This is a genomic window from Pseudomonas sp. R-28-1W-6 (genome assembly GCF_009799925.1).
Lineage (GTDB): Bacteria > Pseudomonadota > Gammaproteobacteria > Pseudomonadales > Pseudomonadaceae > Aquipseudomonas.
The window spans coordinates 280,550-296,518 of the sequence record NZ_WELK01000001.1 but is presented as its reverse complement, the minus strand read 5'-3'; the positions used below and the strand labels follow the sequence as shown (position 1 = coordinate 296,518).

Sequence of the window (15,969 nt, the reverse complement as noted above, 5' to 3'; positions counted from 1 at the left end):
GGCGGCGTTTTGGCTGTTCCGCCGACGAAAGGACGTCTGCCCGCACCGGACTGGAAAGTGCCCCGTCGACTTCTATAGTCACAGGTAGACTGCGAGGTCAGACGTCCATGTACAGCAACTATTTCGGCTTCTCCGAACTGCCGTTCACCATCGCGCCCAACCCGCGCTACCTGTACCTGAGCGAGCAGCACCGCGAGGCACTGGCCAGCCTGCTCTACGGCATCAACTGCAACGGCGGTTTCGTTCTGCTGACCGGCGATGTCGGCACCGGCAAGACCACGGTGTGCCGCTGCCTGCTCGAACAGCTGCCGGAAAACACCGAAGTCGCGGTGATCCTCAATCCCAAGTACAGCATCACCGAGCTGCTCGAAGCTATCTGCGACGAGCTGAAGATCCCCCGCCCGCACAGCAGCCACCGGATCAAGGGCTATATCGACGCGATCAACCAGCACCTGCTGGAGGCCCACGGGCGCGGGATCAATACCGTGCTGATCATCGACGAGGCACAGAACCTCGGCCTCGACGTGCTGGAGCAGATCCGCCTGCTGACCAACCTGGAAACCAGCAGCCAGAAGCTGTTGCAGATCATCCTGATCGGCCAGCCGGAACTGCTCGCCACCCTGGCCCGCCCCGAGCTGCGCCAGCTCGACCAGCGCATCACCGCGCGCTACCACCTGCACGCCCTGTCCCGCGAGGAGCTGCCGGCCTATGTCGGCCATCGCCTGGCCGTGGGCGGGCGCGATGCGCCGCTGTTCAGCCGGGCGGCGCTGCACCGCCTGTACCGCCTGACCGGCGGGGTGCCGCGAATGATCAATGTGATCTGCGACCGCGCCCTGCTCGGTGCCTATGTCGAGCGCCGGCCACGGGTCAACTGGTGGCTGCTCAACCGGGCGGCGCGCGAAGTGCGCGGCCAGCTCGCCGCGCCCGCGTCGTCCTGGCGCTGGGCGCTGCTGCCGCTGACGGTGCTGCTGTTGCTGCTGGGCGGTTTCCTGATTCCCGGCGGGCGCGAGCTGCTGGCCTGGATGCGCCCCGCGCCGGTCGAGCAGGTGCAGGCGCCGCCGGCCACACCGCTGCCGGTGCCCGTGGCGGAACCGGTCCTGGCCCCGGCGGCCGAGCCGGAGGCCATCGAGCTGCCGGCCGACGGTCGGCTGCAGCCCGCGCTGCTGCCGTCGAGCCCGGCGCAGTGGCAATGGCCGGCGGGTACCGACCTGACGGCCACCGAGGTGCTGGCCTACCAGCGCCTGTTCGACCTCTGGGGACTCGACTATGACCCGCAGCAGGCCCCGGTGATCTGCCGCTTCGCCCGCCAGCACGGGCTGGATTGCCTGCAGACGCCCGGCCAGCTCGAGGAACTGCTCGGCTTCAACCTGCCGGCGGTGATCCGCCTGCGCAATGCCAGCGGGCAGCGCTTCCACGCCACCCTGGTCGGCCTCGACCAGCAGACCGGGCGCGCCACCCTGGACGTCGCCGGCGAGCCGCGCGAAGTCGAGCTGGAGGACCTGCGCAACTGGCTGGACGCCGGTGCGTTGCTGCTCTGGCGCCTGCCGCCGGGCTACCAGGAACCCCTGCGCCCGGAGACCAGCAGCCCGGTGGTGCAGTGGTTGGCAGCCCGTCTGGCCAAGCTGCAGGGCCTCGAGCCGCCGCGTGGCCAGCGCCAGCGCTACGACGAATCCCTGCAGATGCAGGTGCTGGCCTTCCAGCACCAATACCAGTTGGCCACCGATGCGGTGCTGGGCCCGCAGACCCTGATCCGCCTCAGCGCCCTGACCGAAACCGGTATTCCCCTGCTGACCGCCGCCGAAGCGGACTGGGAGTGAGGCTATGTCCTACATCCTCAATGCGCTGAAACAGTCGGAAAGCCAGCGTAACCTGGGCGAGATCCCCCATATCGACACGGCTCAGGAGCCGAGCAGCCCTTACCGCCCGGCGCGGCGCCGCGGCATCGGCATCGGCCGCGGCTGGGCAATGCTGGCCGGCCTGCTGCCGGTGCTGGCGGTCGGCTGGGTGATGATGAACCGCCAGCCCGAACCGCCCAGCGCCCCGCCAGCGCCCGCCGTAGTCGCCCCGAGCCCGCCGCCGCCCGCCCCGGTCGCTGCCGTGCCCGCTGCGGCGCCTGCCCCGGCCGATCCGCAGGCCCCTGGTCTGTCGCAGTTGCAGAGCATGGCCGGCACGCGCATCCAGCTCGACGACCAGCCGCCCCCGGCCCGCCCCGCGGCGCCGGTGGTGCTGGAGCTGCCGCTGCCCGCCGGACGGGTGACCCCGCCGCAGGCCGCGCTGACGCGCGAGCGCCAGGCGCCACCGCCGCCGATCCCGCAGCGCGGCGCCGAGGACGCGGGGCAGGGCCAGAGCGCCCAGCTCAACGGCGTCAGCCACTGGAAGGACCTGCCTTCCGGCATCCAGCGGCAGGTGCGCGAGCTGGGCATCAACGCCCATGTCTACTCCGCGGACAGCCGTGCCCGCTTCATCCGCGCCAAGGGCCGCAGCCTGCGCGAGGGCGACCGCCTGACCGACGAGCTGCAGCTGCAGCAGATCACCAGCGACGGCATCGTCTTCACCTACCAGGGCGCGCCGTACTGGATGCGCCTGAACTGAGCGCTCTGGGGTGGCGGCGCTCCGCAGGGTGTGCCGTGCGCAACAGGGAAGCCTGCGAGAACCCATGGCGCGCATGGCGCCCTTGGAGCGGCTTCATTCGGCCCAGCCATCCAGCGGCGTTTCGCCAAACCACCCTTCGATCAGCTGGAAGTAGCGCAGCATGCCGCGCCGCGCCAGGCTGGGGTCGCGCGCCAGGATGGCCTGCACCAGCTGTGCCTGGCAGTCGCGCAACTTGTCCGCCACGCTATCGGGCGGCGGGCCGCTGGGGTAGCTCTCGGCCAGTGCGCCGAGCACATGGGAGAACAGCGCCAGGGCGCGGTTGCCGCTCAACTCGGCAATGGCCAGGTCGAGCTGGCGGGTGCCGGCCAGGCACTCGGCCGGGCCGGCTCCCTGCGCCCGCAACAGCACCTGCTGCAGGCGGACCCGTCCGCCCGGCTCGAGGTGCTGCGCGGCCAGGCTGGCGGCGGCCAGCTGCAGCGGTTTCCACACCTGGTAGAAGTAATACCGTGGCAGTTGGCTGTGGCGCAGGTAGTCGATCGCCAGCCGGATGGTGTAGCTCGGGTCCGGTGTCTCGACGATCAGGCCGCCGCCCTGGCCGCGGCGACTGCGCAGGATGGCGTGCAGCTCCAGGGTGCGCAGCGCCTCGCGCAGCACGGCGCGGCTGACCCCGTGGATGGCCTGCAGCTCCGGCTCGGCGCCCAGGTGGGCGCCAGCGCGCAGGCCGGAGTTGGCGATGGCGCGGGCGATGACCACTGCCAGGCGGTGGGCACTCTTGTCGTAGACCTGGCGAATGGCGAAGTCCGGCGCCGATTCTAGGCTGCTCATGCGCGAAGTCGGGCCCTGGCGCAGGCTGCCGCGCAGTTCCTCGATCAGCTGGCGGATCTGCCGCAGCGATTCGCGCACCCGTTCTTGGGCCTTCTGGGCATCGCCGGCGACTATAGCCTCGAGCAGGTGGCGCTTGAGTTCGCGGCCGTTGCGGAAGGTCTGCTCCAGGCTGGCGCGGGCCTGCGCGTCACGCGGGGTGTGGCCGTTGATGGTGACGTAGCACAGGGTGATGTAGATCAGGCTGATGGCTGGGTTGCCGGCGACCGCGCAGAGAAACTCGCGGATGCGCCCGTGCAGGCGCAGCTCCTCGTTGAACGGGCTGGGCGGGGTATGCAGCAGCAGCTCGATCAGCTCGCGGGCCTGGGCGATATCGCTGTCGGCGAGTTGCCGGGCGGCGGTCTCGACCACCAGGCATTCGACCAGCTCGCGCGCCTCGAACAGCTCGGCAAAGCTGACATCGGTGAGTTCCAGGTAAGTGGCCAGGGCCAGCGCCGCCGAGTCGCTGGCCGGCTGGCGCACCACCAGGCCGCCACCGGCGCCACGGCGCATGCTGGCCACGCCGTGGCGTTCGAGCTGGCGGATCGCCTCGCGCAGGGTGGCGCGGCTGATCCGGTAGCGCTCCATCAGCTGCGCCTCGGAGCCCAGCACCAGGCCGACCGGCCAGCCCAGGCTGGCGATGTCCTGCTGCATGGCGGCGGCCACTCGCTCGGCCAGCTTGGCCGGGCGCCCGCCGCCGCGGGCCTGGCTGGCGGCCTCGCGGCAGGCATGTACGGAGGCTTCCGCCAGGGGCGTTTGCGCAGAGATAAAACTCGACATGTTGTCTACCTGGTCCTTCAGGAAGGCGACACAGTAGAGCTTTTTCAGTGAATTTGTAAGGTGTTTGCCGCGCCCGGCGGCGGTGCGGGCGGGGCCATTCGCGCAAGGCCATCACGCCAATTCAGTTCGTTGATAACACCTTAGGGCGATATTCAGCGGCGCCGCCGCCGACCTACTCTGGCCTTCCCCCAACCCGTCGTGCGCCGTGCCTGCGGTGTCGAGGAAGCTGCCAATGCCCAACAACAATAATGGCTATCCCTCCAGCCTGTCCGCCTGGACCACCGTGGTCATCCTGATGCTGGCCTACGTGCTGTCGTTCATCGACCGGCAGATCCTCAACCTGCTGGTCGAGCCGATCCGCCGCGACCTGGTGATCAGCGATACGCAGATGAGCCTGCTGATGGGCCTGTCCTTCGCCCTGTTCTACACGGTGTGCGGCATCCCGCTCGGGCGCCTGGCCGATACCCGCAACCGCCGCGGCCTGATCGCCCTCGGCGTGCTGTTCTGGAGCGCGGCCACCGCCGCCTGCGGCATGGCCAAGCTGTACTGGCAGTTCCTCATCTGCCGGGTCGGCGTCGGCGTCGGCGAGGCGGCGCTGTCGCCGGCGGCCTATTCGCTGATCGCCGACAGCTTCCCGCCGCAGCGCCGCGCCACCGCGATCAGCGTGTACTCGATGGGTGTCTACCTCGGCTCGGGGATCGCCTTCCTGCTCGGCGGCCTGGTGATCAAGTTCGCCTCGGCCCAGGGCAACGTGCTGCTGCCGGTGCTGGGCGAGGTGCGCCCCTGGCAGCTGATCTTCCTCCTGCTCGGCGTCGCCGGCCTGCTGTTTACCCTGCTCATGCTCGCCGTGTGCGAGCCGGCGCGGCGCGGCGTCGGCGCCGGGGTGGCGGTGCCGCTGGCCGAGGTCGGCCGCTATATCCGCAGCAACCGGCGCACCGTGCTGTGCCACAACTTCGGCTTCGCCGGCCTGGCCTTCGCCGGCTACGGCAGTGCGGCGTGGATTCCGACCTTCTACATCCGCACCTACGGCTGGGACGCCAGCCAGGTCGGCGTGGTCTACGGCAGCATCGTCGCCGTGTGCGGCTGCCTGGGCATCGTCCTCGGCGGGCGCCTGGCCGACTGGCTGGTCAAGCGCGGGCACAGCGACGCCAATATGCGCGTCGGCCTGATTGCCGCGCTGGGCGCGCTGCCGCTGGTGGCGCTGTTCCCGCTGATGGGCAATGCCCTGTGGGCCTCGCTGCTGCTGGTGCCGACGGTGTTCTGCCTGAGCATGCCGTTCGGCGTGGCGCCGGCGGCGATCCAGGAAATCATGCCCAATTCGATGCGCGGCCAGGCCTCGGCCATCTACCTGTTTGTCATCACCCTGATCGGCCTGGGCGTGGGGCCGACGGCGGTGGCGCTGGTCACCGATTACGTCTTTGCCGACGACCAGGCGCTGCGCTATTCGCTGCTGCTGGTCAGCAGCCTGGCGGTGCTCAGCTCTGTCGTGCTGCTGGGGATGAGCCTCAAGCCCTACCGCGACAGCCTGTTGCGCCTGCAGCAGTGGGCGCCGACGCCGCCGGCCGAGAGCGCCCGGGCGCAGCTGAAGACCGCCTGATCTCCGGCACCTTGTCCGTTGTCGAAGCCCCGTCTGGTGCGGGGCTTTTGCTTGGTTATGCCCTCCGTAGTGCACCCGTGAGCGAGCTTTAGTGGGAGCGGATTTATCCGCGATAAACAGGCAGCTCGGCGCAGGCCCTGATCGCGAATGAATTCGCTCCCACAAAAGCCTGCAGGCCCGAACCGCGTGCGCTCGGGTATGGCCCTGGCGCCCCAGTTTGTGTCGCGCGGCTGGACGCCTGGCGGATGTCCACTCATACCCGCTCGCGCATGCCTGATGGCGCGCTATTCATTGCCGTGTTGATCCCCGGCGGGCCCGCCAGCCGGCGCCATTCATCCTTTCGGGCGACAGCGCGAATCGCACCTTGGAGCGCTTATCCGGCTGTCATCCCGTCAGTAGCGTGCAGGCAGTTCCAACCCACAACGGAGAGCCGCATGACAACAACAAAAAGGCCCGGAATCTTCCAGCCACGCACTCTGGCCGTCGCCATCGCCCTGGGCCTCGCTGCCCCGGCGCATGCCGTCACTTTCAATATCGGCGAGATCGAGGGCCAGCTCGACTCGGCCCTGTCGGTCGGCGCCAGCTGGTCGATGCGCGGTGCCGACCCGGACCTGATCGGGCCGAACAACGGTGGTCAGGGCCAGTCGCAGACCGGCGACGATGGCCGCCTGAACTTCAAGAAGGGCGAGACCTTCTCGAAGATCTTCAAGGGCATCCACGACCTCGAACTGAAGTACGGCGACAGCGGCGTGTTCGTGCGCGGCAAGTACTGGTACGACTTCGAGCTCAAGGACGAGCAGCGCCTGTTCAAGGACATCGACGACCACAACCGCAAGGAGGGCGCGCAGTCGTCCGGGGCGCAGCTGCTCGATGCGTTCTTCTATCACAACTACAGCGTGGCCGAGCTGCCCGGCACCTTCCGCCTGGGCAAGCAGGTGGTCAGCTGGGGCGAGAGCACCTTCATCGGCAACAGCATCAACTCGATCAACCCGATCGACGCCGCCGCCTTCCGCCGCCCCGGCGCGGAGATCAAGGAAGGGCTGATCCCGGTGAACATGTTCTACCTGTCGCAGAGCCTCACCGACCAGCTCAGCGTCGAGGGCTTCTACCAGCTGGAGTGGGACCAGACGGTGGCCGACAACTGCGGCACCTTCTTCGCCAGCGCCGATGTGGCGGCCGATGGCTGCGACAGCGGCTACCACGTCGGCAGCGCCGCCATCGCGCCGCTTGAGCCGATTGCCGCAGCCTTCGGCCAGGGCTTCGAGGTCGGCCCGGAGGGCGTGGTGGTGCCGCGCTCCGGCGACCGCGATGCGCGCGACGGCGGGCAGTGGGGCATGGCCCTGCGCTGGCTGGGCGACGAGACCGAGTACGGCGCCTACTTCATGAACTACCACAGCCGCTCGCCGCTGGTCGGCACCCAGACCGCCGGCCTGGACACCCTGGCCGCCCTGCCGGGCATCCTCGGCGCGACCCCGGCGCCGTACCGCTCGGGTCTGGCGCAGAGCATCATGCTCGGCAACGGCAAGTACTTCCTCGAGTACCCGGAAGACATCCGCCTGTACGGCCTGAGCTTCTCCACCACCCTGAGCAACGGCACGGCCTGGTCCGGCGAGCTGAGCTACCGGCCGAACATGCCGCTGCAGCTCAATACCACCGACCTGACCCGCGCCCTGCTCAACCCCATCGCCGGCGGCGCCGCCTCGCCGATCGCCAGCGCGCCGGGGGCGGAGAACACGGGCTACCTGCGCAAGGAAGTGAGCCAGGCGCAGACCAGCTTCACCCACTTCTTCGACCAAGTGATGGGCGCCGACCGCCTGACCCTGGTGGGCGAGGCCGGGATGACCCATATCGGCGGGCTGCCCCGCCTGGAGGCCGACGGCCTGCACTTCGGCCGCGACTCGCTGTACGGCGTGTACGGCTTCGACGGCGACACCCACGGCTACTACACCAGCAACTCCTGGGGCTACCGCGCCCGGGCGATCTGGGACTACAGCAACGTGTTCGCCGGCATCAACCTCAAGCCCAACCTGTCCTGGGCGCATGACGTCGACGGCTACGGCCCGGTGTTCAACGAAGGGTCCAAGGCGGTCAGCGTCGGCCTCGATGCCGAGTACCGCAACACCTACAGCGCCAGCCTGTCGTACACCGACTTCTTCGGCGGCGATTACAACGTCGCCAGCGACCGCGACTTCCTCGCCCTCAGCTTCGGCGTGAACTTCTAAGACGGGATCCGCACACCATGAAAACAACCCTGCACCTGATCTCCACCCTGGCCCTGTCCCTGCTCGCCGGCAGCGTGCTGGCCGCCGTGTCGCCGCAGGAAGCGGCCAAGCTCGGCAGCAGCCTCACCCCGCTGGGCGGCGAACGCGCCGGCAACGCCGACGGCAGCATCCCGGAGTGGACCGGCGGCCTGGCCAAGGGCGCGGCGGCGGTCGACGCCCGCGGCTTCCTCGCCGACCCCTTCGCCGGCGAACAGCCGCTGTTCACCATCACCGCGCAGAACCTGGAGCAATACCGGGCCAGGCTCAGCGAAGGCCAGCTGGCGATGTTCCAGCGCTACCCGGACTACAGCATGCCGGTCTACCCCAGCCACCGCACGGCCGCGGTCCCGGCCGCGATCAACGAGGCGGCCAAGCGCAGCGCCGTGAGCACCGAGCTGGTGGAGGGCGGCAACGGCCTGAAGAACTTTGCCGACAGCCGCTACTACGCCTTCCCGATTCCGCAGAACGGCCTGGAGGTGGTGTGGAACCACATCACCCGCTATCGCGGCGGCAACCTGCGCCGCAGCATCGTCCAGGCCACCCCGCAGACCAACGGCGACTTCACCCTGGTGCACTTCGAGGACGAAGTGGCGATGCCCACCAGCATGCCCGACCTCGACCCGGCCAAGGCGGCCAACGCCCTGCTGTTCTTCAAGCAGCGCGTCACCGCGCCGTCGCGCCTGGCCGGCAACGTGCTGCTGGTGCACGACTCGCTGGACCAGATCAAGGAACCGCGCATGGCCTGGGTCTACAACGCCGGCCAGCGCCGCGTGCGCCGCGCGCCGCAGGTGGCCTACGACGGCCCGGGTACCGCCGCCGACGGCCTGCGCACCTCGGACAACTTCGACATGTACAACGGCGCCCCCAACCGCTACGACTGGAAGCTGGTCGGCAAGCGCGAGCTGTACATCCCCTACAACAACTACCGGATCGCCACCCCCGAGGTGAAGTACGCCGACATCCTCCAGGCCGGGCACACCAACCAGGCCCTGGCGCGCTACGAGCTGCACCGGGTGTGGGAGGTGGAGGCCACGCTGAAGGCCGGCGAGCGCAACATCTACGGCAAGCGCCGCTTCTTCATCGACGAAGACACCTGGCAGATCGCCGTGTCCGAGCACTACGACGGCCGCGGCCAGCTGTGGCGCGTGGGCCAGGCCATGCTCATGCAGCACTACGAGGTGCAGGCGCCGGTGTATGCCTTCGAGGCCCTGTATGACGTGATAGTCGGGCGCTACCTGGCCATCGGCATGAGCAACGAGGAGAAGCGCGCCGTCGAGTACGGCACCTCCGCCTCCGCCATCGACTTCACCCCGGCCGCCCTGCGCAACGCCGGCGTGCGCTGAGGCAGGCCGGTTGCTCCCTTGAGGCGACCCAGTGGTCGCCTTTTTTATCGCCGGGCGCCGGCGCGCCGCCGATCTTGGTTAAGATCGGGCGTCCAGTGCCCGACCGACAACAACAAGAAGAGCCGAGGCCGCCATGCCGAACAAGGTTCGTATGCTCCATCCCGCGCCGCGCAGCGTGTTGCCCGAGGCGGCGCTGCCGCGCCTGCCGGCCGCCCATGTGGCGCGCCCGCGCCTGGCCCAGGCGCTGCTCGCCAGCGACTGCCGGCTGACCCTGCTGTGCGCCCCGGCCGGTTTCGGCAAGAGCGTGCTGTTCAACGAATGCGTGCGCCAGCTGCCGCCCGGCACGCGCCTGGTCTGGCTCGACTTGCTCGGCCATGCACTGAGCCCCGCCGAGCTGCTCGCGCGCCTGGCCGCGGCCCTGCAGCTGACGCCCGCCGCCGGCGCGCCGGACGCGGAGCTGGGGCACCTGCTCGGCCGCGTCGAGCAGCCGCTGTGGATCGTCCTCGACGACTACCCGCGCCAGCCCTGCGCCGAGCTGGATGCCTGCCTCGACCGCCTGCTGGAGCGCGCCCCGCACACCCTGCGCTGGTGGATCAACGGCCGCCGCCGGCCGGCCTGGAACCTGCCGCGGCTGTTGCTGCAGGGCGACCTGCTGGAGCTCGACGGGCACGCCCTGGCGCTGCGCGAGGAGGAGCTGCACGGCCTGCTGCACCAGCGTCAGCTGAGCCTGCCGGCCGAGCTCAGCCAGCAACTGCTGCACAGCAGCGAGGGCTGGCTGGCCGGGGTCTGCCTGCTGCTGATCCAGGGCACCGCGCAGAACCTGCCGGAGCGCCTGGCCGCCGGCACCGCGCTGCTGCAGGAATACATCGAGCGCGAGGTGCTCAACGGCCTGCCCGCGGCGCTCAAGCGCGCGCTGCTGGTGCTGGCGCACATCCCGCGGTTTTCCGCCGAGCTGTGCGCGCACCTGCTGGAGGGCGAGGACGCGCTCGGCCTGCTCGCCGAGCTGCGCCGCCGCCAGCTGTTCCTGCATGGCCTGGACAGCTGCGGCGAATGGTTCCGCCTGTGGCGCCCGCTGGCCGCCATGCTGCGCCGGCACAGCCCGGTGCCGCTGCAGGCGCATGTGCGCGCCTGCCAGTGGTTCGCCGCGCGCGGCGATGTGCGGGCGGCGGTGGAACATGCGCTGTGGGCCGAGCAGCCGGAGGTGGCGGCCAACTTCCTGCAACGCTATGGCCAGGAGCAGCTGCTGATCGGCTACAGCGTGGCGCAGTACCTGCACTGGCGCGACGAGCTGCCGGCCAGCCTGTTCTCCAGCACGCCGCGGCTGGTCAGCCAGCAGGCCTGGGCGCTGATCATCTGCGCCCGGCTCGACGAGGCCGCTGCCTGCCTGGAACATCTCGCGCGCTTCCTGCCGCAACCCGATGCGCGTCGCCAGCAGCAGTGGCTGGCCCAGTACCAGGCGATCCAGGGCGTGCTGCAGCGCCAGCGCGGCCTGCGCAGCGCGCGCCAGCACTGCCTGGAGGCGCTGGCGGTGCTGGCGCCGGCGGCCTGGTCGCAGCACGTGCTGTGCTACCAGGCACTGTCCCAGCAGGCGATGGCCGAGAACGACCTGAGCGCGGCCCAGCACTACAGCCAGGAAGGCCTCAAGCTGGCGCGCGAGCAGGGCAGCGTGCTGTTCGAGGCGCTGCTCAGCGTCGACCGCATCCACCTGCTGGGCATGCTCGGCGAAAGCGGGCGCGCCGCCGAGCTGGTCGAGCAGTCCTTGCAGCACCTGCAGCAGGCCGGCCTGCAGGGCCCGGTGCTGGCCCGCCTGCTGCTGTTGCGCGGCAGCCTGCTGGCGAGCCAGGGGGCCGACCAGGCGGCGGAGGCGGCGTTTGTCGCCGGCCTGCGCGAGGCCGAGAGCTGCAGCGATGCCTATGTGCTGTTCGGCTACCAGGGCCTGGCCCAGCTGGCCGCCGAGCGCGGCGACTTTGCCCAGGCCCAGCTGCTGCTGCGCAAGGCCGAGCGGCAGATGCAGTGGCAGCGCGTGCCGGAAGTGCGCTACCGCAGCGTGCTGCAGATGGCCGCGGGGCTGCTCAGCCTGCGCCAGGGCGACGTGGAGCAGGCGTGCGGCAGCTTCCTCCAGGTGCAGCAGCGCCTGCAGGGCCACGACCTGCTGGCGCCTTCCGGTTTCTACGACCTGCAGCTGCGCAGCCGGCATGCCCTGGCCCTGGCCGAACTGGCCCAGGGCCAGGCGCAGGCGGCCAGCGCGGCCTTGCGCAGCCTGCTGGACGACAGCCTGCGCCTGGGTCACCGCGGCCTGGCCTGCGAATGCCGCTTCAGCCTGGCCGAGGCGTTGCGTCAGGCCGACGAGCCGGCCGCCGCCGCTGCCGAGTTGCAGCTGGCCCTGGCCGAAGCCGAACGCCAGCAGCAGCTGCGGCCCCTGCTGGCGCTGTACCGGCGCCAGCCGGCCTGGCTGGAGCAGGCGCTGCCGGTGCTGGCCGAAGCCCAGTGGCAGGCCCGCTTGCAACCGGCGTCGGCGGGGGTGGCGGGGGTGACGCCCAGCGAGTCGCTGCTGAGCAAGCGCGAGGAGGCGGTGCTGCAGCTGATCGCCCTGGGCTGCTCGAACCAGCAGATCGCCGAGCAGCTGTACATCTCCCTGCACACGGTGAAGACCCACGCGCGGCGGATCAACGTCAAGCTCGGCGTCGAGCGCCGCACCCAGGCGGTGGCGCGGGCCAAGGCGCTGGGCTGGCTGGGCTGAGCGGCGCCGTCACGACGAAGCCCGGCGCGCGGCGCACCCCGGAGTTCTAGGCGGTCGTCGTCGGCAGCAGCTGTTCGGCCGGTTGCGGGTGACCGAACCAGTAGCCCTGGCCGAAGTCGCAGCCGAGGTCGAGGAGGAAGCGCGCCTGCTGCTCCTGCTCGATGCCTTCGGCGAGCACGCGCAGGCCCAGGCTGCGGCCGAGGGTCACCACGGCGCGGGCGATGGCGGCATCTTCCGGGTCGTAGGGCAGGCCGCGGACGAAGCTCTGGTCGAGCTTCAGCTTGTCCACCGGCAGACGCTTGAGGCGGGCCAGCGAGGAGTAGCCGGTGCCGAAGTCGTCGATCGCCAGGCGCACGCCCAGGCTGCGCAGGTGCTGCAGCAGTTCCAGGGCGCGATCCGGGTCGTCCATCACCGCGCTTTCCGTCACTTCCAGCTCCAGGTGCGCCGGGTCGAGGCCGGTTTGTGCCAGTACCCGCGCCACCTGCTGGTCCAGCTCGCCGCGGCTGAACAGGCGGCTGGAGACATTCACCGCGACGAATTCCAGCTCGATGCCGCGGGCCTGCCAGCGGCACATCTGGGCGCAGGCCTGCTCCAGCACCCAGGCGTCGATCGCGCCGATCAGGCCGCTGTCCTCGGCCATCGGAATGAACTCGCCCGGCGGCACCAGGCCGCGCTCCGGATGCTGCCAGCGCACCAGGGCCTCGACGCCGAGCATGCGCCGGTCGCCGCTCAGGTGGTGGATCGGCTGGTAGTACACGCGCAGCTGGCCCTGTTCCAGGGCCTGGCGCAGCTCGGCTTCCAGCTTGACCCGCTGGCGCGCGAGGAGGGTCATGTCCTGGCTGTAGAAGCTGAAGGTCTGCCGGCCGCTGCTCTTGGCGCGGAACAGCGCCGAGTCGGCGTTGCGCAGCAGCTGTTCGACCGAGTCGCCGTCGTCCGGGTACAGGCTGATGCCGATGCTGGCGCCGATGAACAGGGTCTCGTCCTGGATGGTGAACGGCTCGGCCAGGCAGTCGAGCAGGCGCTGGGCCAGTGCCGAGGCCTGCTCGGCCTGGGCGCAGTCGGTGCTGAGCAGGCCGAACTCGTCGCCGCCCAGGCGCGCCAGGGTCAGCTGCTTGCCGAGGCCTCCGGCCAGGCGCTCGCCGATCAGCTTGAGCAGCTGGTCACCGGTGTTGTGGCCGAGGCTCTCGTTGATGATCTTGAAATGGTCGAGGTCGATCAGCAGCAGGGCGCCGCGCTGGGCACGCTGCACGGCCTGCTCGATGCGCTCGCTGAACAGCAGGCGGTTGGGCAGGGTGGTCAGCGGGTCGTGGTGGGCCAGGTAGTCCAGCTCGTGCTGCGAGCGCTTGAGCGCGCTGATGTCGGAGAACACCGCGACGTAGTGGCTGAGGTTGCCGTTCTCGTCGTGGATGCTGCGCAGGCACTGCCACATGGGGAAGACTTCGCCGTTCTTGCGCCGGTTCCAGATCTCGCCGCTCCATGAGCCGCGTTGCCCCAGGGCATGCCACAGGCTCTGGTAGAAGGCGCGGTCATGGCGCCCGGACTTGAACAGCACCGGGGTTTGCCCGAGCACTTCCTCGGCGGCATAGCCGGTGATGCGGCTGAACGCCGGGTTGACGTGGACGATGTGCTGGTTGCGGTCGGTGACCAGCACGCCTTCCTGGGTGCTGTCGAACACGGCGGCGGCCTGGCGCAGGCTGTCCTCGTCGGCGCGGCGCTGGGTGATGTCCGTGCTGGTGCCGATGAAGCGCTGCGGCTGCCCCGCCTCGTCGAGCAGCAGCTGGCCGCGGGCCAGCAGCCAGCGGTAGTCGCCGTTTTGGTGGCGCAGGCGATAGGTGCCTTCGTAGTAGGGCGTGCGCTCGTCGAGCAGGGTTTGCAGGCGCTGCAGGGCCTGCTCGCGGTCATCCGGGTGCAGGCGTTCTTCCCAGGCCGCGCGGCTGTCGCCGAATTGCTCGGGGGTGTAGCCGAGCAGGCTGCAGTAACGCCGCGAGTAGAACACCTTCTCGCTGGTCATGTCCCAGTCCCACAGGCCTTCCTGGGCGGAGTCCAGGGCCAGGGTCAGGCGCTCCTCGCTGCGCTTGATATGGTTGCGGATCAGCAGTTGCTCGCGCTGGTACTGGCACAGGGCGGCGTACAGCAGCAGGCCGGTGAAGAGGATGAAGGCCAGCCCCTTGAGCAGCTGGTAGCGCGCCAGGTGGTCGCGGTCCAGCCCCAGCCACAGCAGCAGGGCGTCACTGCACAACAGCCAGAGCAGGGCCGCCAGCAAATAGAACAGGGTCAGTTGCAGCGGGCTGCGCCGGAATTTCATCAAGGGGGGAATTCGGTCTGGGGTGGGGAAGTGTGCACTGGTGCGCATTATAGGGGAGTTGTCATTCAGAGTATTCCCGTCTAAAGGCGCACTGGTTTTCTGCGGGCGCTAGGAGATAATGCGGCCAGGCTCGCCGTGCGGGCCGTCTCTCTCTTCCCTGCGAGGCAACACCCTTCATGTGGTACAACGGCTTTCTCGACCTGTCGGTATGGCAGCTGGTCGCGGTCACCCTGGTGATGACGCATGTCACCATCGTCAGCGTCACAGTTTATCTGCACCGCTACTCGGCGCACCGCGCGCTGGAGCTGCATCCGGCGCTCAAGCACTTCTTCCGTTTCTGGCTGTGGCTCAGCACTGGCCAGAACACCCGCGAGTGGACCGCCATCCACCGCAAGCACCACGCCAAGTGCGAAACCGTGGATGACCCGCACAGCCCGGTGATCAAGGGCCTGGGTACCGTGCTGCGCACCGGTGCCGAGCTCTACCAGGCGGAAGCGAAGAACCCGGAGACCCTGCGCATCTACGGCAAGAACTGCCCGGAAGACTGGGTCGAGCGGAATGTCTACTCGCGTTTCCCGACCGGCGGCATCGTGCTGATGGCGATCATCGACCTGGCCCTGTTCGGCGTGCTCGGCATGACCGTCTGGGCGATCCAGATGATGTGGATTCCGGTGTGGGCGGCGGGGGTGATCAACGGCCTCGGCCATGCCGTCGGCTACCGCAACTTCGAGTGCCGCGACGCCGCCACCAACCTGCTGCCCTGGGGCATCCTGATCGGCGGCGAGGAGCTGCACAACAACCACCATACCTACCCAAACAGCGCCAAGCTGTCGGTGAAGAAGTGGGAGTTCGACATGGGCTGGGCCTGGATCCAGCTGTTCAGCGCCCTGCGCCTGGCCAAGGTGCAGCGCGTGGCGCCGATCGCCCACCGCGTCGAAGGCAAGCGCAGCCTGGACATGGACACCGCCATGGCCATCCTCAACAACCGCTTCCAGATCATGGCGCAGTACCGCAAGCTGGTCATCGCGCCGCTGGTCAAGCAGGAGCTGGCCAAGGCCGACGAGTCGGTACGCCACCAGTTCCGCCGCGCCAAGCGCCTGCTGTCGCGCGAGACCAGCCTGCTCGACGAGGGTCACCAGGCGCGCATCCAGCGCATGCTGGAGCAGAGCCAGGCACTCAAGGTGATCTACGAGAAGCGTCTGGCCCTGCAGCAGATCTGGGTCCGGACCAGCAGCAACGGCCACGACATGCTCGAGGCGATCAAGCAGTGGGTGAACGAGGCCGAGGCCAGCGGCATCCAGTCGCTGCGCGAGTTCGCCGAACAGCTGAAGACCTACTCGCTGCGCCCGGCCACGGTCTGACTCCGGCAGCAGCGAACAGCCCGCCTTTTGGCGGGCTTTTTCGTTCCGGCGTCCATGCCCAGGCGGCGCGCCGCCGGGCTCCAGCGCGCTGCCAGGCTGTTCCGATCGGCGGCTGCCGGGCCCGTCAAC

The 15,969-nt window shown here is 69.5% G+C and carries 9 protein-coding genes; 7 read left to right on the top strand and 2 right to left on the bottom strand.

Annotated elements, in window-relative coordinates:
• Window positions 1-107 precede the first annotated feature (107 nt).
• Window positions 108-1,817, top strand: a complete 1,710-nt coding sequence (locus F3I62_RS01330) for an ExeA family protein (protein WP_160487890.1) — start codon at window positions 108-110, stop codon at window positions 1,815-1,817.
• Between the two features lie 4 nt (window positions 1,818-1,821).
• Complete coding sequence (locus F3I62_RS01325; protein WP_160487889.1) at window positions 1,822-2,592, top strand: general secretion pathway protein GspB; 771 nt, start codon at window positions 1,822-1,824, stop codon at window positions 2,590-2,592.
• 93 nt (window positions 2,593-2,685) lie between these two features.
• Here the strand turns inward: F3I62_RS01325 and F3I62_RS01320 are convergent, their stop codons facing one another.
• Entirely contained in the window at window positions 2,686-4,233 is a 1,548-nt protein-coding gene (locus F3I62_RS01320; RefSeq protein WP_160487888.1) for a FadR/GntR family transcriptional regulator, read from the bottom strand.
• Window positions 4,234-4,465: 232 nt separating this feature from the next.
• On the opposite strand from F3I62_RS01320, the gene F3I62_RS01315 reads away from it, so the two are divergent.
• The 4 genes from F3I62_RS01315 to F3I62_RS01300 all read left to right on the top strand — a co-directional run bounded on the left by F3I62_RS01315 (window position 4,466) and on the right by F3I62_RS01300 (window position 12,174).
• Window positions 4,466-5,830, top strand: coding sequence for an MFS transporter (locus F3I62_RS01315; protein ID WP_160487887.1), 1,365 nt, complete (start codon window positions 4,466-4,468; stop codon window positions 5,828-5,830).
• 434 nt (window positions 5,831-6,264) lie between these two features.
• A complete protein-coding gene (locus F3I62_RS01310; RefSeq protein WP_160487886.1) occupies window positions 6,265-8,052 on the top strand; it encodes a DUF1302 domain-containing protein in 1,788 nt (595 codons plus the stop codon).
• Window positions 8,053-8,069: 17 nt separating this feature from the next.
• Window positions 8,070-9,434 (top strand): DUF1329 domain-containing protein, encoded by a 1,365-nt coding sequence (locus F3I62_RS01305; protein ID WP_160487885.1) that lies wholly within the window; start codon window positions 8,070-8,072, stop codon window positions 9,432-9,434.
• A gap of 151 nt (window positions 9,435-9,585) precedes the next feature.
• Window positions 9,586-12,174 (top strand): LuxR C-terminal-related transcriptional regulator, encoded by a 2,589-nt coding sequence (locus tag F3I62_RS01300; protein WP_256667580.1) that lies wholly within the window; start codon window positions 9,586-9,588, stop codon window positions 12,172-12,174.
• A gap of 46 nt (window positions 12,175-12,220) precedes the next feature.
• Here F3I62_RS01300 and dibA read toward each other — a convergent pair whose 3' ends face one another.
• Window positions 12,221-14,479, bottom strand: a complete 2,259-nt coding sequence (gene dibA, locus F3I62_RS01295; RefSeq protein ID WP_160487883.1) for a phosphodiesterase DibA — start codon at window positions 14,477-14,479, stop codon at window positions 12,221-12,223.
• 176 nt (window positions 14,480-14,655) lie between these two features.
• On the opposite strand from dibA, the gene desA reads away from it, so the two are divergent.
• A complete protein-coding gene (gene desA, locus F3I62_RS01290; protein WP_160487882.1) occupies window positions 14,656-15,840 on the top strand; it encodes a delta-9 fatty acid desaturase DesA in 1,185 nt (394 codons plus the stop codon).
• Window positions 15,841-15,969 lie beyond the last annotated feature (129 nt).

Bases quoted from the DNA above. Each gene is read 5' to 3' on its own strand.
- F3I62_RS01330 (WP_160487890.1), top strand. From the start codon at position 108: ATGTACAGCAACTATTTCGGCTTCTCCGAACTGCCGTTCACCATCGCG.
- F3I62_RS01325 (WP_160487889.1), top strand. From the start codon at position 1,822: ATGTCCTACATCCTCAATGCGCTGAAACAGTCGGAAAGCCAGCGTAAC.
- F3I62_RS01320 (WP_160487888.1), bottom strand. From the start codon at position 4,233: ATGTCGAGTTTTATCTCTGCGCAAACGCCCCTGGCGGAAGCCTCCGTA.
- F3I62_RS01315 (WP_160487887.1), top strand. From the start codon at position 4,466: ATGCCCAACAACAATAATGGCTATCCCTCCAGCCTGTCCGCCTGGACC.
- F3I62_RS01310 (WP_160487886.1), top strand. From the start codon at position 6,265: ATGACAACAACAAAAAGGCCCGGAATCTTCCAGCCACGCACTCTGGCC.
- F3I62_RS01305 (WP_160487885.1), top strand. From the start codon at position 8,070: ATGAAAACAACCCTGCACCTGATCTCCACCCTGGCCCTGTCCCTGCTC.
- F3I62_RS01300 (WP_256667580.1), top strand. From the start codon at position 9,586: ATGCTCCATCCCGCGCCGCGCAGCGTGTTGCCCGAGGCGGCGCTGCCG.
- dibA (WP_160487883.1), bottom strand. From the start codon at position 14,479: ATGAAATTCCGGCGCAGCCCGCTGCAACTGACCCTGTTCTATTTGCTG.
- desA (WP_160487882.1), top strand. From the start codon at position 14,656: ATGTGGTACAACGGCTTTCTCGACCTGTCGGTATGGCAGCTGGTCGCG.